The 18,184-nt window shown below is 67.2% G+C and carries 16 protein-coding genes and 1 rRNA gene; 5 read left to right on the plus strand and 12 right to left on the minus strand.

Features of this window, described 5'->3' with window-relative positions; all coding sequences use genetic code 11:
* Window positions 1-123, minus strand: a 16S ribosomal RNA gene (locus ACE3SL_RS00865); the annotation flags it as partial.
* A gap of 449 nt (window positions 124-572) precedes the next feature.
* Here ACE3SL_RS00865 and ACE3SL_RS00870 point away from each other — a divergent pair.
* Complete coding sequence (locus ACE3SL_RS00870) at window positions 573-2,090, plus strand: lipopolysaccharide biosynthesis protein (RefSeq protein WP_374523871.1); 1,518 nt, start codon at window positions 573-575, stop codon at window positions 2,088-2,090.
* A 96-nt stretch (window positions 2,091-2,186) separates the two neighbouring features.
* On the opposite strand, the gene ACE3SL_RS00875 is transcribed toward ACE3SL_RS00870, so the two are convergent.
* Entirely contained in the window at window positions 2,187-2,612 is a 426-nt protein-coding gene (locus tag ACE3SL_RS00875; RefSeq protein WP_374523872.1) for a CBS domain-containing protein, read from the minus strand.
* A gap of 140 nt (window positions 2,613-2,752) precedes the next feature.
* Between ACE3SL_RS00875 and ACE3SL_RS00880 the strand changes: the two genes are divergently transcribed.
* On the plus strand, window positions 2,753-3,061 hold the full coding sequence (locus ACE3SL_RS00880; RefSeq protein ID WP_374523873.1) for a hypothetical protein: 309 nt from the start codon (window positions 2,753-2,755) through the stop codon (window positions 3,059-3,061).
* Window positions 3,051-3,455, plus strand: a complete 405-nt coding sequence (locus tag ACE3SL_RS00885) for an acyl-CoA thioesterase (RefSeq protein WP_374523874.1) — start codon at window positions 3,051-3,053, stop codon at window positions 3,453-3,455. Before ACE3SL_RS00880 ends, ACE3SL_RS00885 begins: the two co-directional genes overlap by 11 nt.
* A 9-nt stretch (window positions 3,456-3,464) precedes the next feature.
* Here ACE3SL_RS00885 and ACE3SL_RS00890 read toward each other — a convergent pair whose 3' ends face one another.
* The 6 genes from ACE3SL_RS00890 to hisS all read right to left on the minus strand — a co-directional run bounded on the left by ACE3SL_RS00890 (window position 3,465) and on the right by hisS (window position 10,830).
* On the minus strand, window positions 3,465-5,054 hold the full coding sequence (locus tag ACE3SL_RS00890; protein ID WP_374523875.1) for a DUF4139 domain-containing protein: 1,590 nt from the start codon (window positions 5,052-5,054) through the stop codon (window positions 3,465-3,467).
* Window positions 5,055-5,064: 10 nt separating this feature from the next.
* Window positions 5,065-6,447 (minus strand): DUF4139 domain-containing protein, encoded by a 1,383-nt coding sequence (locus ACE3SL_RS00895; RefSeq protein WP_374523876.1) that lies wholly within the window; start codon window positions 6,445-6,447, stop codon window positions 5,065-5,067.
* A gap of 79 nt (window positions 6,448-6,526) precedes the next feature.
* On the minus strand, window positions 6,527-7,333 hold the full coding sequence (locus ACE3SL_RS00900; RefSeq protein ID WP_374523877.1) for a DUF4167 domain-containing protein: 807 nt from the start codon (window positions 7,331-7,333) through the stop codon (window positions 6,527-6,529).
* 238 nt (window positions 7,334-7,571) lie between these two features.
* Complete coding sequence (gene prmC, locus ACE3SL_RS00905) at window positions 7,572-8,396, minus strand: peptide chain release factor N(5)-glutamine methyltransferase (protein WP_374523878.1); 825 nt, start codon at window positions 8,394-8,396, stop codon at window positions 7,572-7,574.
* Window positions 8,389-9,456: a peptide chain release factor 1 gene (gene prfA, locus ACE3SL_RS00910; RefSeq protein WP_374523879.1), complete on the minus strand. Its 1,068-nt coding sequence runs from the start codon at window positions 9,454-9,456 to the stop codon at window positions 8,389-8,391. Before prfA ends, prmC begins: the two co-directional genes overlap by 8 nt.
* Window positions 9,457-9,576: 120 nt before the next feature.
* Window positions 9,577-10,830, minus strand: a complete 1,254-nt coding sequence (gene hisS / locus ACE3SL_RS00915; protein WP_374523880.1) for a histidine--tRNA ligase — start codon at window positions 10,828-10,830, stop codon at window positions 9,577-9,579.
* A gap of 93 nt (window positions 10,831-10,923) precedes the next feature.
* On the opposite strand from hisS, the gene ACE3SL_RS00920 reads away from it, so the two are divergent.
* Window positions 10,924-12,849: a M61 family metallopeptidase gene (locus tag ACE3SL_RS00920; RefSeq protein ID WP_374523881.1), complete on the plus strand. Its 1,926-nt coding sequence runs from the start codon at window positions 10,924-10,926 to the stop codon at window positions 12,847-12,849.
* A 203-nt stretch (window positions 12,850-13,052) separates the two neighbouring features.
* A complete protein-coding gene (gene ppa / locus ACE3SL_RS00925; RefSeq protein WP_374523882.1) occupies window positions 13,053-13,589 on the plus strand; it encodes an inorganic diphosphatase in 537 nt (178 codons plus the stop codon).
* A 110-nt stretch (window positions 13,590-13,699) separates the two neighbouring features.
* Here the strand turns inward: ppa and ACE3SL_RS00930 are convergent, their stop codons facing one another.
* The 4 genes from ACE3SL_RS00930 to ACE3SL_RS00945 all read right to left on the minus strand — a co-directional run.
* A complete protein-coding gene (locus tag ACE3SL_RS00930; RefSeq protein ID WP_374523883.1) occupies window positions 13,700-14,626 on the minus strand; it encodes a mechanosensitive ion channel family protein in 927 nt (308 codons plus the stop codon).
* Window positions 14,623-15,822 carry a cystathionine beta-lyase gene (gene metC / locus ACE3SL_RS00935; protein WP_374523884.1) on the minus strand — a complete coding sequence of 400 codons (1,200 nt, stop codon included), beginning with the start codon at window positions 15,820-15,822 and terminating at the stop codon, window positions 14,623-14,625. Before metC ends, ACE3SL_RS00930 begins: the two co-directional genes overlap by 4 nt.
* Before the next feature lie 319 nt (window positions 15,823-16,141).
* The gene (sseA, locus tag ACE3SL_RS00940) at window positions 16,142-16,984 is read right to left on the minus strand and encodes a 3-mercaptopyruvate sulfurtransferase (protein ID WP_374523885.1); all 843 of its coding nucleotides are present in this window, start codon (window positions 16,982-16,984) and stop codon (window positions 16,142-16,144) included.
* Window positions 16,985-17,151: 167 nt separating this feature from the next.
* On the minus strand, window positions 17,152-18,184 hold a 1,033-nt coding region (locus ACE3SL_RS00945), incomplete at its 5' end, for a hypothetical protein (RefSeq protein WP_374523886.1).

Genomic DNA, 18,184 nt, shown 5'->3' on the forward strand with positions numbered 1-18,184 from the left:
CCAAGGGCAGATTCCCACGCGTTACGCACCCGTGCGCCACTAGACCCGAAGGTCTCGTTCGACTTGCATGTGTTAGGCATGCCGCCAGCGTTCGTTCTGAGCCAGGATCAAACTCTCAAGTTTGATGTTCGAATTCGCCAAAGTGGAATATCCCTCGCGAACCCGCTCATTTTAAGGAGCCTGGCCTACACAAGAAGCAACCTTCGAAAAGGCTGCTTCCACGTTATGGAAACGTGTAAGACATGTAGGTCAGGCTTGGCTTTTTAACCTGAGTTGCTTGCACCTTAAAGCTGCAAGACCCAGGGCCGCCGCCCACATGTCCCTTCATCGACAATCACAATGTCAAAGAGCTCACCGACAAGAAACGGCGGACAGTTGTCGTTCCCCGCTATTTCTATCGGGGGACATCTGTCCGTCTATGTTGGCGACCGGGTGGTTCGTGGCGTCTGGCGCCGCGCCCCGTCCGGTGAACAGGCCTCTAGGCCCCTCATCGATTCGCGTCAACAACCTTTTTGCAATTTTGTTTCAAAAGTTGTTCGACAGGCCGGGAGCCCCCGGGCCAGAAGGGTGAAATGGTGAGCAAATCCGCGGAATTCAAGGGCAGCGAGAACCCGGGAGAAAATCCTTCGGCGTTCGGAGACCGCGTGCGGAGCGCGGTTATCTGGCGTTCGGGCAGCCAGATTCTCGCGCAAATCATCACCTGGGCGGCGACTCTGGCCGTGATTCGACTGCTCGATCCCGCCGATTACGGCCTTTTCGCGATGACGCAGGTGATTCTCGCCTTCCTCGCCTTCCTCAACGGATGGGGATTCGCGAGCGCGCTCGTTCAGTCCGATTCGGTCGATCCGTTCCGGATCAGGCAGGCGTTCGGGCTGCTCCTGCTGCTCAACGCGCTGCTCGCCGCGGTCCAGTTCTTCGGCGCCCCGCTCGCCGCCGCCTATTATGGCCAGCCGCAGGTCGCCGAGCTGCTGCGCGTGCAGGCGCTGCTCTATATAGCGACGCCGTTCATCGCGCTCCCCGAGGTGATGATGAGCCGCGCGCTCGATTTCCGGCGGCAGGCGTTCGTCAATCTGTTTGCCGCGCTCGCGGGCGCAGGCACCGCGCTCGGCTGCGCGCTCGCGGGGTTCGGGGTGTGGACGCTCGTCTATGCACCGATCGCGATGTTCTGGACCCGCGCGATCGGGTTGACGCTTCTCGCGCGCTTGCTCGTCTGGCCGAGCTTCGATTTCCGCGGATGCGGACAGATCATCGGATTCGGCTCGGCGCTGCTTTTCTCCCAGCTCTTCTGGCTGGTGCAGAGCCAGTCGGACGTTTTCATCGCCGGGCGCCGATTCGATCCGCACGCGCTCGGCCTTTATGCCGAGGCGCTGTTCCTCGCGCAGATCTTCATGGCGAAGTTCGTGCCGCCGCTGAACGAGGTCGCCTTTCCGGCCTATTCGCGAATCAAGGGCGACCCCGCCGCGGTGCGCTGGGGCTTCCTCAAGACGGTGCGGCTGCTGATGCTCGTCGCCGCGCCTTTCTATTGCGGGCTCACGGTTGTCGCCGGCCCCATGGTGGAGACGCTGTTCGGGCTCAAGTGGCTCGGGATGGTGCCCTATATCCAGCTCATCGCGCTCGCGCTGATCCTGATGACGGTGCAGATTCTCTTCGCGCCGGTGACCAATGCGCTCGGCAAGCCCTCGGTTTCGATGTTCGCGTCGATCGGCGGGGCGCTGATTTTCCCGGCCACCTTCCTGATCGGCGCCCAATGGGGACTCATCGGCCTTGCGTGGGGCTGGCTGATCGCCGCGCCGCTGCAGCTGGCCCTGACCGCGCGGCTGTCGGCGCCGCTGATCGGCGTATCGCTATGGGATATCGCCCGCGCGATGCTGCCGGGGCTCCTGCCCGCGCTGGTGATGGCGATCGCGGTCGGCTTCGCGGCCGAGGGCCTGGCGACGCTCGGCTGGGCCGCGCCGATTCGCCTCGCGCTGCTCGTCGGGCTCGGCGCGCTTCTCTATGGCGCGCTGCTCTGGTTCCTCGAGCGCGATGCGCTGGCCGAAGTGATTCGCGTGGTGATTCGCCGCCGGCCCGTCGGCGATTCGACGCCCTAGTAGCGGCACCGGCCCGCTCCCCATCCGGCCTCCCCGACGATAGTAAACGATGGGAGGCCGGGTGGGGGGAGCGGCCCGGTGCCGCCTTCTCGAAAATTACGACGCGATATAGTCGCGCATCGCGGCCGCCTCGGCCTCGATCCTGTCGATACGATATTTGACGAGGTCGCCGATCGACACGAATCCGACGAGTCGGCCGCCATCGACCACCGGCAGGTGGCGGATGCGCTTCTGCGTCATCTGCGACAGCGCGCCGATCACCGCCATACCCGAATCGCAGGTGACGGGCGACTTGGTCATCACCTCGTCGAGCGTGCGGTCGAGCGCTTCGGGGCCGTAGGAGGACATCAGCCGGACCAGATCGCGCTCCGAAAAGATACCCACGATCGAATCGCCTTCGACCACCGGCACCGCGCCGATGCGGTTCTGCGCGAGCAGGTCGATCACCGCGCGCACCGAATCGCCCGGCCGCGCCGAAATCACCGCGCCCGTGCGCCCGTGAAGAATCGCTCCGATCGTCATAGGTGCCGCTCCCCTGTCTCTTGTTGTCTCTGTCTGTTGCAGGGGGAGCCTAACATGATTCGCGGCAAAGCCGAAACAAGCTCTGGCCCCGGACCCTTTGCCGCTTGGCCTTCGCGCCGGCTTGGTTCATGGAGGCGCGCATGGTCAAACCCTCGCCGCTCGACGACGACGACACATCGAATATCGCCTGGGCGCGATACCGCCGGCTGATGCGTGGCATGGCGCTCGTTTCGTTCGTGGCGGTAATCGTCGCGCTCGCCTGGCTCCGCTACACGCTCGGCAACCAGTTCACGATCCATATGGTCATCGCGACCGCGGCGGGCGTCAGCCTGTCGGTGATGCTGGGCGCCGCGCTGATGGGACTCGTCTTCCTGTCGAGCGGCAGCGGGCACGACGAATCGATCGAAGACCCGTTCGAGGACGATCCGGATATGAACCATGACCGATAAGACAGCCCCCTCTTCTGCCGACTGCCCGCGCGACCCGATCCTGCGCGTCGTCCCGCGTCCGGCCGACATCAATTCCAACGGCCATATCTTCGGCGGCTGGGTGCTGAGCCAGATGGACATCGCCGGCGGCATCGTCGCGGGGCGCGAGGCGCAGGGCGCCGTCGCGACGGTCGCGATCGAGACGATGGAGTTCATCGCGCCGATCCTGCTGCGCGACATCATCTCGATCTACGCCCATATCGAGCGGCGCGGCCGCACCTCGCTCGCGATCCGGCTCGAAGTGGTGGCGACGCGCGACCGCGGCGAAAAGGAAGTGAAGGTGACCGAAGGCGTCTTCACCTTCGTTGCGCTCGACGCGAATCACCGCCCGCGCCCGCTGCCGCCGGTTACTTGACCCGGCCGGTTACTTGACCCGAAAGGTCTGCACGACCTTGTCGTTCGCCGGAACGCGGACGCGCCATACCCAGGCGTCGCCGCGCCGTTCCCAGCCCTCCGGCTCGGGGTCGAGCTTCAGCGGGACCAGCATCTCGACCTCGGCGTCGAAGGGGCGCGCGTTGGTCAGCGTGACCTGCCACAGCCGGCGCTCCTTATCGGCGGGATCGACCTGGACGACGGTCTGCGCCTGCACCGCGGGGCTGGCGCCGATGTCGTAATCGACGCGCTCGTCCTTTGCCTTGTCGCCGATCTTCGCCTCGCCGACGAGCAGGCGCCGGCCGCCGGCCGTCTCGAACACCGTCGCCATGCCGGCGGGGAGCGCGAAGCCGAGCCCGTCCGATTCGCGATTCTGCACGCGCAGCCGCGTCGTCAGCGGCACCGGCCGGCCGCCATAATATTGGTTGACCGCCCCGGCGTAGAGCTGCTCGACCGCAACCTTGTCGCTCGCGAGGAGCGCGACCTGCTTCTGCCCCTTCGCCGACACATCGACGCGGAACGGGATGCGATAGAATTTGAGGTCGCCGAGATCCTCAGGCGGAGGAGGTGGCGGCGGTGGCGGGGGCGGTGCGGGTGCGGCCACGGGCGCCGCCCGGTAGAGGCGCCGGTCGGCACGCTGCGCCGTCACGATCAGTTCCTCGCCCGCGGATTCGGCATAGGCCTGCTCGACCTCGATGATCGGCGGCAGCTCCCAGCGCGGGTGCGTGCTGGTGATATCCATCGGCCAGCATCGCAGCACCAGCGGGCCCGGCGCGCTGCGCGGCAGCGGCGGGCTGTACATCTTGTTGAGGCGCCCCGCGATGACGTTCATCTGCGCGTTCGGGAAGCTCGTCACCCCGCCGTTGGCGACGGTGATCCAGCCGGTGAGGCCGAGCGTCTTTCCGTCGGCGGCGCGGTCGGCGACATAGTTGGCGGCCCAGTCGAACCCCTCGGCCAGATAGAGGAGCTGTACCGTCACCGTCCGCGCCGTCTTGCTTTCGACGAGCACCGACAGCGTCGGCTTGGCCGACAGATCCTTCGGCACGCGGGGATAGAGCATCCGCTCGGGGAGGCCCGCGCAGCCGAGCGCCTCATAGCCGCTCGCGGTCTGCACGATCACCCCGCCGGCCGGGCCCGCCTGGATCAGCGCCTCCTGCTCGACGACCTTGCCCGTCGCGCGATTCGTGCGGCGCAGCGTCACGCTGCGCTTGAGGTAAGCATCGACGAGCCCCGCGGGCGAGAGCAGCCGCGCGTCGCGATTCTTTTCGATCACCCCGTCGGGAAGCCCGCTCACCACTGCGGTTTCGGGAAGCAGCCCCTCGGCGACTCCCTCGAAGCGCAGGACCGACACGCCCGCGGGGAGCGTGACCTTGCGCGTTTCGGTGATGAAGGCAAAGCCCTGCGGCCAGTTCGGATCGATCCCGCCGCCGCCGCGATTCGGCGCGCGGTACACGGTCACCGCGACATCGGCGATCTGCGACGAGACGACGACCGGCCGCTCGGGCGCCGCGGCCTGGGCGAGCGCCGGCACCGGCGCCAGCAGCGCCGATGCGAATATCAGCAGGGGCCAGGCCCGCGCCACGCCTCCGCCCTCAGTAGCGCGTGTCGAAAGTGGCGGTCAGTTCGGTCTTGCCGTTCGCGTTCACCGGCACCTGCCATTCGACGCGGTCGGCCGAGACGCGCTCGCTTTTCAGGCTTTCGTCGCCGATGCGGACGTCGCCATAGAGCCCGTCCTGCGCGACGAGCACGGTCACCGCCTCGGGCCGCGCATTGCTGACGACATATTTCATCTTCGTCACCCAGCGCGAATCGCCCTTGCGCGTCCGCGACACGACCGTCGTCTGCACCTTGACGTCGAAGGCGTCGCCGGTGCGCAGCGACATATTCGATCCCATCGGGGTATGGCCGATGCTGTTCTCGCCGATGAACTGCGGGTCGCCGCGTGCGTCGCGCATATAGACACGGATCGTCCCCGCGGGCAGCTGGTCGCCGAGCCCGCCCTGCTTCGAGGTCGAGAAGCGCAGCACGCTCGCCGTGCTGACCGGCTCGGTGCTGCTGCCGAGCCAGTTGTTGACGAACTCGTAGGTCGAGCGCGCCGGCGCGCCCTTCACGTCGAGGAAGCTCACCTGCTTCTGCTGCGCGTTGGCGATCGTCGTCCGCTCGGCAAGCGGATAGAGATAATAGTCGCCGAGCCGCTCGCGGTTGCCGCTCTCGGTCCCCGCCGAATCCATCGCGCCGTTCAGTTGGCGGAAACCGCCGCCCCCGCCGGGGTTGCCCGCGACCAGCAAGGTGCGCGCATTGGCGAAGGTCGTGCCGGTGCTGTTGGTCAGCGTCACCCAGCCCTGAATATCCATCGCGCCCTTCGCGGCGTCGAACAGCGCGACATAGTCGGCGGTCCAGCCGAGGTTGGGAGTGAGGTAGGAGAGGCGCGCCGGCACCGTCCCGGCGCTCGCGGCATCGACCGTCACCGACAGGGTCGGGCGGGCGCGGAGGTTCGGCGGCAGGCGGTCGAAGACGGTGCGGACCGGCAGCCCGTCGTCGCGGAGCACCTCGATCCGGTCGCCGATCTGGAGAACGATGCCGCCGTTCGCGGCGAGCACCTTCGCGCGTTCGCTCCGTTCGGCGCCAGTCGCGGGGTTGGTGCGGATCAGCGTCACCTGCTGGCCGACCGCCTTGTCCATCAGCTTGTCGGGGGTGAGCAGGTCGAAATCGAAATTCTGCTCGACGATGCCGATGCCGGGACCCGACAGCGTCACCGTCTCGGGCCGGATGCGCGCCGAGACGTCGGGAAATTCGATCCGGTTGCGCCCGCGCGTGACGCTGAGCTGGCGGTCGTCCTGCACCAGCGACTGGCCGTTGTTGTAGATGGTGACCGCGACATCGCCCTGGGCATTGGTTGCGGTCGGATCCTGCGCCGCCGCGGAGCCGGCGCAAAGCGCCAGCGTCAGAAAGCCGGCGCCCGTCAAAGCACGCATGAAAAACCTCCCCCGAACCCGTGTCCGAGGGAGGCTATGGCATGTCGTTCACAAAAACCAGTGCGAAATCGCGGGCTTATTATTCGGCCGCTTCGACCCCGGTATCGCGCGCCGCCAGCGTGCGGCGGGTGCGGCGCGGCTTCGGCGCAGGCGCTTCGCCCGCATCACCGGCCTCTGCCTCGGCGCTCGGCTCGGGGCGGCCGATCGCGGGCGGCAACACCGCGGTATCGATCCCCGCATTGCCTTCGTCGGCCTCGGCCGGACGGGCGCGGCGCGGTCCGCGGCGATTGGTGCGCGGTGCCGGAGCGGCCTCCTCGACGGTCTCGGCTTCGGCCGTGCCCTCTTCGGCGTCGGCGCGATTGCCGCGCTTCTCGTCGCGGTCGCGGCGATTGCTGCCACGCTCGCGAGGCGGGCGATTGCCGCGGCCTTCGTCTTCGTCGCGGCGTTCGGCGCGCTCACGATTGTCGCGGCCGCCTTCGCGCTCGCTCTCGGCGGGCGCGTCGCTCTCGAAGTCGCTGTCGTCATGGCCGTCGAAATCCTCGACCCCGCGAATTTCGCGGTGACGGTCGGGGCTGCGTTCCTGGCCGTTCGCCGCGGCCTTTTCTTCCTGGCGGGCACGGAAGTCGCTCAGCACGCGGAAATAATGGTCGGCGAACTGCAGATAATATTCGGTCTGGACCCGGTCGCCCGAAAGCTGCGCGTCGCGCGCGAGGTTCCGGTATTTCTCGATCATCTGGGCGGCGTTGCCGCGCGCCCGGCTGTCGATGCGATTGGCCTGATCGACACCGCCGCGCCCACCGGACTGCGAGCGGTTGTTATTGTTGCCGTTGTTGTTGCGGCCGCGACGGCGACCGCTCTGCCGGTTGTTCATGTTCAACTGAGACATCCTGATAAGCTAATAAGCTACGCCAACCCCGTTTTGGCCGACCGCGCCAATCTGCGCGTCGCGCCCGCACCATCGGCGCGGTTCTTGCCCTTTACCGCTTGCGCCGGGCCCCACGGCCCCGCACCAGCATCGTAAGTGGGAAACAGACCGGCCGGACCATCGAGGGAACCATGCCGGGCCTGTGAGCCCGCCCCTACAGCGCTTTGCGGCGGAAACCAAGCGAATTCTTGCACGGGAGTCAGGCGCGGGTCAGCAAGAGCGCCCTGTCGCGGCCGCCGAGATCCTGTCGGCATCGGACGGCAAATCCCGCCGCTTCGGCAAGCCCGGATACCGATATGCGTTGCCGGTGCCCGATTTCAAGGATCGCAATGCCGCCGGGCGCCAGAAGGCGCGGCAGATCGGGGATAATCCGGCGATAATCGTCGAGTCCGTCGGCGCCCGCGAACAATGCTCCGTTCGGCTCGAAATCGACGACATCGGGCATCAGCTCCTCGCTGTCGGCAATATAGGGCGGATTGCAGAGAATAAGGTCGAACGCTCCTTCGACGCCGGCGCCCCAGTCGCCCCGCCGAAACTCCGCCCGGCCGGTGAAGCCCAGGGTTTCGGCGTTGGCGCGCGCATGGGTCAGCGCCGCGTCGCTGGCATCGACCCCGAGCCCCGTTGCCTTCGGCCATTCGGCAAGCGCCGCGAGGAGCAGCGTGCCCGGTCCGGTGCCGAGATCAAGGACGCGCCTCGGCCCGCCGGCGCCGAAATGCGCCGCAGCCGCCTCGATCAACGCCTCGCTGTCGGGCCGGGGGATCAGCACGCCGGGGCCGACCGCGAGCCGGATCGTCCGGAAGTCGCGATGGCCGACGATATAGGCGACGGGTTCGTGCGTCATTCGGCGTTCGATGAGCCCCGCAAAGGCTGCGGGGACCACGAACCGCGAAGGATCGAGCAGCAGCGCCTGCCGCTCGACGCCGAGCGCGTGCGCCATCAATAATTCCGCGTCGAGGCGCGGGGTATCCGACGCGACGGCCAGCCGCTGCGCCGCCTCGCGCAGCGCGGCGCCTACCTCACTCACCCAGCCCCGCCAGCCGCTGCGCCTGATCCTCGGCGATCAGCGCGTCGATCAGTTCGTCCATCGCCCCTTCCAATATCTCGGGCAAGCGGTGGAGGGTCAGGTTGATGCGGTGGTCGGTCACGCGCCCCTGCGGGAAATTATAGGTGCGGATGCGCTCGGAGCGGTCGCCCGACCCGACCATCGACTTGCGCGCCGACGCCTCGGCATCATGCACCCGCGCGCGCTCCAGATCATAGAGCCGCGCGCGCAGCACCTGCATCGCCTTGGCGCGATTCTTGTGCTGGCTGCGCTGGTCCTGCTGGATGACGACGAGCCCGGTCGGGATATGGGTGATGCGGATCGCCGAATCGGTCGTGTTGACATGCTGGCCGCCCGCGCCCGACGAGCGGTAGATATCGATCTTGAGGTCATTGTCGTTGATCGCGACATCGACCTCCTCGGCCTCGGGCAGCACCGCGACGGTCGCGGCGCTGGTGTGGATGCGCCCGCCGCTTTCGGTGACGGGCACGCGCTGGACGCGGTGGACGCCGCTTTCGAACTTCAGCTTGGCGAAGACGCCCTGCCCGGCGACCGACGCGACGACTTCCTTGTAGCCGCCGACCTCGGCCTCGTTCGCCGAGATGATCTCGACCTTCCAGCCCTGCGTGTCGGCATAGCGGCTGTACATGCGCAGCAGGTCGCCCGCGAACAGCGCCGCCTCGTCGCCGCCGGTCCCGGCGCGGATTTCGAGCATCGCGGCGCGTTCGTCGGCGACGTCCTTCGGGAGCAGCTTGATCGCGAGGTCATGTTCGGCGGCGGGAAGCGCGGCCTCGACCGCGGCGATCTCCTCGGCCGCCATCGCCTTCATCTCGGGATCGGCGAGCATTTCGGTGAGCGACACCAGCTCGGCGCGCAGCCGCGTCACCTCGGCCGCCGCCTTGGCAACGGGTTCCAGCTCGGCGAACTCCTTCGACGCCGCGACGAAATCGGCGGGCGCCATATCGCCCGTCGCCATGCGCGCCTGCAAGGCGGCATGGCGCTCGATGATCGCGTCGATCTGTTTTTCGGGAATGCTGACCATGTCGCCTCCCCTACTTCGTCATTCCCGCAAAAGCGGGAACCCAGCTGCACCGGCTGCAGAAAAAACGAAGGTCGGAGCTGGGTCCCCGCTTTCGCGGGGATGACGAGGAAGGGAAATGCATCAATCGCGCACCGCACGGACGGTCATTTCGACCTCTTTCGCCCGCTCGTCGTCGCCGCGCACGTTGACATGTGCCGCGCCATCGCGGGTGCCGACCGAGACGAGCGCGTGCGCCGGAATCTTCGCCGCCTTGTCGAAACGCTTGCGCGGCGAGCCGCTGGCGACGATCTCGACCGCGAAGCCCGCAGCGCGCAGATCGGCGAGCGTCCGCATCGCAAGCGCAAGCTGGCCGTCGTCCTCGACCGCGAGCACTGCATCGAGCCGGTTGTCGATCGCGTCGTCGCTCAGCAGCATCGCCAGCCGCTCGATCCCCGCCGCCCAGCCGACCGCCGCGGTCGGCGGGCCGCCGAGCGCCTCGATCAGCCCGTCATAGCGCCCGCCGCCGAGCACCGTGCCCTGCGCGCCGAGCCGGTCGGTGACGAATTCGAACGCGGTGTGGCGATAATAGTCGAGCCCGCGGACCAGCCGCGAATTGCGCTCCCACGCGACCCCCGCGGCGTCGAGCCCCGCGGTCACCGCGCCGAAGAAATCCTGCGCCTCGCTCGTCAGATAGGCGTCGATGTCGGGCGCGCTGTCGGCGACCGGGCGATCCTTCGGGTCCTTGCTATCGAGGATGCGCAGCGGATTCTTGTCGAGCCGGGCGAGGCTGTCCTCGCTGAGATCGCCGCGATGCGCCATGAAATGCTCGACCAGCGCCGCGCGCCACGCATCGCGGCTTTCCGCGTCGCCGAGCGTGTTGAGCGTCAGCGTCACGCCTTCGGACACACCCAGCTCCTTCAGAAGCTGGTCGGCGAACACCAGCAATTCGGCGTCGGCGAGCGGGCTGTCGCTCCCCAGCACTTCGGCATCGAGTTGGTGGAACTGGCGGTAACGCCCCTTCTGCGGCCGCTCGTAGCGGAACAGCGGGCCATGCGTCGCCACTTTCAGCGGCGCGAACTGCTGCCAGCCATTGGTGATATAGGCGCGCGCGATTCCCGCGGTGAATTCGGGACGCAAGGTGATCGATTCGCCGCCGCGATCCTCGAACGAATACATTTCCTTCGACACGACGTCGGTGGTCTCGCCGAGCGAACGAGCAAACACCGCGGTCGGTTCGATCACCGGCACCTCGACGCGCTTGAAGCCATAGAGGCGGCGCACCCGGTCGAACGTATCGACGACATGGCCGAAGCGGTCGGCGAAATCGCCGAGCATGTCCTGCGTGCCGCGCACCGGCTGCGGCGTCGGGATTTTCGCGGATTTGTCCTTGCTCATGGCGGCGGCGTCTAACGGGTTTTCGTCGAAAGGCAAAGCGCGCTTGCAGAGCCTCCGCTGGACCTCGCGGGCTTTTGGCGGCACAGATTGCCCATGAAAAATACACTGTTCGTCGCGTCCGCCCTGATCGCCCTCATTCCCGCCGCGCAGGCCCAGGACGGCAACAGCCGCCCGCAGCCGGTGGTGCAGCCGCACAGCATCCCGCTGCCCGCCGACAAGCCCTATCCCGGCACGATGCAGCTGAAGGTCGATGCAAGCGACTATCTGCGCGGCATCTTCCACGTCCGTCAGACGATCCCGGTTGCGAAGGCAGGCAAATTTACTCTGCTTTATCCGCAATGGCTTCCCGGCAAGCACGCGCCGCGCGGCGCGATCGCCGAGATGGCGGGGTTCAAGCCGACCGCCGGCGGCAAGCCGCTCGCCTGGACGCGCCAGCCGACCGACGTCTACGCCTTCGACATCGAGGTGCCCGCCGGCGTCAAGAGCATCGACGTCGCCTTCGACTTCCTGTCGCCGACGCGCACCGCCGAGGGCCGCGTCGTCGTCACGCCGGCGATGATGAACCTGCAATGGGAGCAGGTCAGCCTCTATCCCGCCGGCACTTTCACCCGCGGCATAACGGTGCAGCTCGAGGTGACGCTGCCCGACGGCTGGACCGGCGCCGCCGCGCTCGACGGACTCAAGATCGCGGGCAATCGCTACAGCTATGCGCCGACAAGCTACGAGACGCTGGTCGACAGCCCGATGTTCGCGGGCCGCTGGTTCCGCAAATGGGACCTCGGACAGAATGTCGCCCTCAACGTCGTCGCCGACGAGGCGAAATATCTGGAGGCGAAGCCCGATCATATCGCGCGCCACGCGGCGATGGTCGCGGAGACGATCGCCCTGTTCGGAACGAAGCATTTCGACCGCTATGAATTCCTGCTGGCGCTGACCGACGAGCTCGGCGGCATCGGTCTCGAACATCATCGATCGAGCGAGAACAGCCGCAATCCGGATTATTTCACCAACTGGGACGACAATGATTCGGAGCGCGGCCTGTTGCCGCACGAATTCACCCATAGCTGGAACGGCAAATACCGCCGCCCCGACAAGCTCTGGACCCCCGATTTCCGTACCCCGATGCAAGGCAATCTGCTCTGGGTCTATGAGGGGCAGACGAGCTTCTGGGACCTCGTCCTCGCCGGCCGGTCGGGGATGCAGTCGAAGGAGATGATCCTGTCCGAATGGGCGACCAACGCCGCCGCCTACAGCGTCCAGGCGGGCCGCGAATGGCGGTCGGTCGAGGATACGACGCTCGATCCCGTGATCGCGGCGCGCAAGCCCCGCCCCTTCCCCAGCGCCACGCGCACCGAGGATTATTACAACGAAGGCTCGCTGATGTGGCTGGAGGCGGACATGATCATCCGTCAGGCAACGAACAATGCCAGGAGCCTCGACGATTTCGCCAAGCTCTTCTTCGGCGGCAAGGGCGGCGACTGGGGCGAGGTCACCTATGATTTCGACGATGTCGTCGCGGCGCTGAACGCGGTCCATCCCTATGACTGGGCAAAGTTCCTGCACGACCATATGCAGCTTCCCGGCCAGCCCGCGCCGGTCGCGGGGATCGAGAAGGCAGGCTATCGGCTCGCATGGCGCGACGCCCCCAACGCCTATGACCGCGCCCGCATGGCACGTGCCAAAAATTACGACCTCACCCACTCGCTCGGCCTGACGATCGACAAGGACGGCGTCGCGGGCAGCATATTGTGGGACGGCCCCGCTTTCCGGGCCGACATCGTGAACGGCACCAAGATCGTCGCGGTCGACGGCATGGCCTATGCCAAGGACCGCATGGAGGCTGCGATTCGCGCCGCGACCGACGGCAAGACCCCCGTCCGCCTGCTCGTCGAGCGCGGCGGACGCTATCGCCAGGTCGAGATCGACTATCATGGCGGGCTGCGCTGGCCCTATCTGGAGAAGGTGGGCACCGGCGCCGACTGGTTCGACCAATTGCTCGCACCGAAACGTCCGCTCTAATGCCGCGCAGCGGTGGGAAGGGGAACCATCCGAACGATGGTGGAGGGGCAGCGGCGCTTGCGCGCGTCGTCCCTCCGGCGGCGCTTCGCGCTGCCACCTCCCCATGCCTGCGGCACAGGGAGAATCTGTCCCTTTACCCTCGACTTTGCGCCGCTTCCGGCGCTAAAGGCGCGCGCAAATCCAAAACACGAAGGACTTCTCCCATGCGCATCGACCTGATTCCCGCCGGCGACAGCCCGCCCGACAGCCTGAACGTGCTGATCGAGGTGCCGATCGGCGGCGAGCCGGTGAAATATGAGTTCGACAAAGCGTCGGGCGCGCTGTTCGTCGACCGCTTCCTGCACACCCCGATGCGCTATCCCGCCAATTACGGCTTCATCCCGCACACGCTGGGCGACGACGGCGACCCGCTCGACGCGCTCGTCGTCGCGCGCACCCCGGTGGTCGCGGGCGCGGTGGTCAAGTGCCGCCCGATCGGCGTGCTCAAGATGGAAGACAATGCCGGCGGCGACGAGAAACTGCTCTGCGTCCCGGTCAGCTCGACCTTTCCCTATTATGACAAGGTCGTGACCTACAAGGACATGCCCGAGATCGTGCTGCAGCAGATCGAGCATTTCTTCGGCCACTACAAGGACCTCGAACCCGGCAAATGGGTCAAGCTCGGCGGCTGGGGCGATGTCGACGAAGCGAAGGCGATCATCCTCGAAGGGATCGAGCGCGCGAAGGCGCAGGGGGTTTAACCACCCCTCCAGCCGTCATTGCGAGGAACGTAGTGACGAAGCAATCTCCAGCTATCGTTCCGATATGGCGATAGCTGGAGATTGTTTCGCTTTGCTCGCAATGACGAATTTCAGGAACTTGGCGACTCCTCCTGTTCGACCAGCCGGACATCCTGCCGCGGATAGGGGATGCGGATTCCCGCCTCGCGGAACCGGTCCCATATGCCCAGGAACACCTCGCCCTGGATATTGCCGAGCCCCGATTCGGGGTCGGAGATCCAGAAGCGCAGTTCGTGCTCGACCGCGCGTTCGCCGAAGGCGATGATCCACACCACCGGCTCGGGATCGGCGAGGATGCGCGCATTGGCCTTGGCAACATCGACGATGATCGCCTGCGCCGCACGCACGTCGCATTCATAGGGAACCGGGACGCGCATCCGCACCCGCACGTCGCGGCTCGAATAGCTCCAGTTCTCGACCGGCTGGGTCATCAGCAGCTCGTTCGGGATCAGATGCTTCTTGCCGTCGCGGGTGATGACGTTGACCGCGCGCACCCCGATCTTGGCGACGCGCCCGACATTGGGCACCCCGCCGGGCAGCGGCCCGCCGCCCATCGATGCGGCGTCGCCGACGACGATCACGTCGCCCGGCTGGATCGAGCGGTCCATCAGCAGGATGATCCCCGCGATCAGATTGCCGACCGTCTTCTGCAAGCCGAAGCCGATCGCGAGCCCCGCTGCGCCCGAAAAGACCGCCAATGTGGTCAGGTCGATACCGAGCAGGTCGATGCCGAACAGCAAGGCGAAGGAAAAGAGCGCGATCGCGATCAATTTCTCGGTGAGCAGCCGCTGCGCCTGATCGATCTGGGTGTTGCGGCGGAGCAGCCATTTGATCGCGCGCATGATCGCCTTCACCGCGACCCACAGCAGCACCGCGACGATGATCGCCGAGAAGAGGCCATAGAGCGACAGGCGGTACGACCCGACGTCGAGCCCGATCGCCTTCATCGTCTCGACGATGCGCGAAGCGCCCTCGCGCAGGCCGTCGGCCGCGCTCATAGCGCCGCGAAGCCGCGTTCGAGGTCGGCGATCAGGTCGGCGGGGTCCTCGAGCCCGATCGACAGGCGGACGAGCGGGTCGGGATCGGTCCAGCGCGTCGCGGTGCGGATCGTCTGCGGATCGCCCGGCACGACGAGGCTTTCATAACCGCCCCAGCTGAAGCCGATGCCGAAATGCGTGAGCGAATCGATGAAGCGCGTGCGCGCCGCCTCGTCGACGCCCTTCAGCGTGAAGCCGAACAGCCCGCTCGTCCCGGCAAAGTCGCGCGCCCAGATGGCGTGTCCCGCATCGCCCGGCAGCGCCGGGTGCAGGACGCGCCCGACCTCCGGCCGCTTCGCGAGCCAGCCAGCGACCGCGAGGCCATTTTCGCCATGCCGCGCCAGCCGCACGTCGAGCGTGCGGAGACCGCGCAAGATCAGCGCGCAATCGTCGGGCGAAACTGTCTGGCCGAGCTGATAGGCGGCGCTGCGCAGCTTCGGCCACACCGCCCGCGTCGCGGTCAGGCTGCCCATCATCGCGTCCGAATGGCCGCCGGCATATTTGGTGAGGCTCATCATCGTCACGTCGACGCCATGCGCCAGCGCCGGGAAGAACAGGGGCGTCGCCCAGGTGTTGTCGAGCATCGTCAGCACGCCGCGCGCGCGCGCCACGGCTGCGATCGCCGGAATATCCTGCACCTCGAAGGTCAGGCTGCCCGGCGATTCCAGAAAGATCAGCTTCGTCGCGGGCTCGATCAGCCCGGCGATGTCGGCCCCGGCCAGCGGATCGTAGAAGGTCGTGCGCACCCCCATTCGCGCGAGCATCCCGGTGCAGAAGGCGCGCGTCGGTTCATAGGCGCTGTCGACCATCAGCAGATGATCGCCGGGCGAGAGCAAGGCGAGCAGTCCCCCCGAAATCGCCGCGACCCCCGAAGGGTAGAGCAAGGTTGCTTCGGCGCCCGGCTCCATGCCGGTCAGCGCGTCGGCAAGCGCCCATACGGTCGGCGTCCCGCGCCGGCCGTAATAGAGCTTGTCGTGCGTCGCATGGCCGCGCGCCTTCAGGTCGGCAATGCTGTCGTATAGGATCGTCGAGGCGCGCCACACCGGCGGATTGACGATCGACCCGCCGAGCCGCGGGTCGCCGGTCCACTCGGGCCGCCGTCCGCCCTGCACCAGTTTTGTCGCGGGGCGGAGGCTGTCGTCGTCGCTCTTGCTCATCCCGCCTTGTTAGCGGTGCGCGGCGCAAAATCCAGTGGCCGGCGCCTTTCCGCCCGCGCAGCGGGCCTTCAAAATCTCACACGAAGACACGAAGAGGGCCGTTCATGCACGAAGCTCGCGCGCATGAACTGCCCTCTTCGTGTCTTCGTGTCTTCGTGTCTTCGTGTAAAAAAAACGCGACGCCGCGCCTCAAGAAAATCTCGCGAAAGGGCGCAAAGACGCGAAGAAAAGCCCTTCTTCTTCGCGCCTTCGCACCTTTGCGTGAAATTGAAATGGCGCTGCGCGCGGGGTCTGGAAACGCCCGCGCGCCCTGGCCCGCTCAGACCGCGCCGGTCGCCTTGGGCGTCGCCGGGTCGGCGCCCCATTCGGTCCAGCTGCCGTCATAGACCGCGACATCCTCCTTGCCGAGGAGGTGCGCGCCGAAAGCGACGACGGTCGCGGTCATGCCGCTGCCGCAGGTCGTGATTAGCGGCTTGTCGAGATCGACGGCCGCTGCATCGAACGCCGCCTTGAGCTCGTCGCCGCGCTTCCATGTGCCGTCGGCGTTGAACAGATTGCCGTGCGGCAGGCTGACCGAGTTCGGAATATGGCCCGGCGCCATGCCGGGGCGCGGGTCGCGCTCTTCGCCGGTGAAGCGCGCCGCAGGACGCGCATCGACGACCTGCTCGGCGCCGAGCGCCAGATTTTCGAGCATCTGTTCCTTGGTGCGGACCGCCTTCGCGTCGCGCCAGACGGTGAAGTGGCGGTGGCGCAGCGCCTGCTTGCCCATCTCGAGCGGACGGCCCTCGGCCTTCCACTTGGCGAGGCCGCCGTCGAGCAGCGCAACGTCGTGCGCGCCGAACAGCTTCAGGAGCCACCAGGCGCGCGCCGCGCTTTTCAGCGGGCTGTCGTCATAGATCACGATGCGGCTGCCGTCGCCGAGGCCGAGCGACTGCATGCGGCTCGCGAATTTCTCGGCCGACGGCGCCATATTTTCGATACTGCTGCCCGAATCGGCGAGTTCGGCGAGGTCCATGAACACCGCGCCGGGGATATGGCCCGCCTCATATTCCGCGCGCGCGTCGCGATCGGTTCCGGTCATGAATTTCGTCGCATCGACGACCCGCAGGTCCGATGCCCCCAGTTCGCGTTCCAGCCAGTCGGTTGAGACCAAGGCGTCCATGTCATGCTCCTGTTGCGACCGCGCGGGAACCTTCTTGCCTGTCCCTCGCCGCGATCAGTCCTGCGTCGCTCTTTTCTTTCCGGGGACGGCAAGCCTATGCCCCGGCGTGCCCTTTTTCAAGCACGCTGGCGGTCTGCCCCAGTCGATGCTGCACTGCAACAGAAAACCTATTGGGTGCGCCTGATCGCGGTGATTCGTGCGCCCGGCCGGTTGACGACCAGATTCGGGCGGTCGAGCGGCAGCGGGGCAAGCTTTTCGCTGCCGCTCGCGCCCTGCTCGCGGCCCAGTACGAAGCTGCCGGCATTCTGTCCGAACGCCTCGCCCTCGCCGTCCCAATGATAGGTGACGTCGAACACCAGCACCGGAATCAGCATGGGCTTGCCGCCGATCATCAGCGGCTCGACCGCGGCGCGCGGCAGCATGACCTCGGTCGAAAGCTGCTCGCCCGCGCCGGCCGCGATCTCGATATCGTCGCGCAGCACGCTGCCCCCAGCGCCGTCGAAGAAGCGTGCGAGCACCGGCTCGGGCATCGCCGAGCCCTGGTTGAGCGCGATCCGCACCATCAGCCCGGTCGCCGCGACGCTCCCTTCGTTGCGAAGGCTCAGCGTGAAGGCGACGATCAACTGCTCGGTCGTCATGCGGATACCGCGGATGTCGAGCGCCATCGTCACCTGGGCGCGCCGTTCGGCGGTGGGGCGGGTGACGAGCGGCGAGGGGGCGAGCACAGGTGCTTGCGGCATAGGAGTTTGCGGCGCTGGTCGCGGCGCAACCGGCGCAGCCGGGCGGAGCGGGACCGCGCGCGGCGTTGGCTTCGGCACTTGCGGCACCGGCGGTTCGGCGAAATCGGTCGATGCATCGCCCGCCAGCGCCGGGCGCCGCCAGTACCAGATACCTGCCCCGGCGGCGGCGAGCCCGGCGAGCAGCCATGCCCAAAGCGGAGTTCCGCCGCTTTTCTTGGCCGGCACCGGCGCGTCGCCGGTCGCGGGGACGGGCGCGGCAGGATCGACCGAGAAGCCGGGCGTCGCCGGCGAAGGCGCCTCGACCACCGGAGCCGTCGTCGGGTTCGCTGGGGCCGCCGAATCGGCCGGGGGCGTCGGAGCGGGAGCGGCGGTCGCGGGAGCCTGAACGCTGCGCGGAGTGACGGCAGCGGCGGAGGGCGAATCGCGGCGCGTCGGCGCAGCGGACGTCGGCGCGGGGGCC

Source organism: Sphingopyxis sp., from assembly GCF_041916015.1.
In the GTDB taxonomy this organism is placed as follows: domain Bacteria; phylum Pseudomonadota; class Alphaproteobacteria; order Sphingomonadales; family Sphingomonadaceae; genus Sphingopyxis.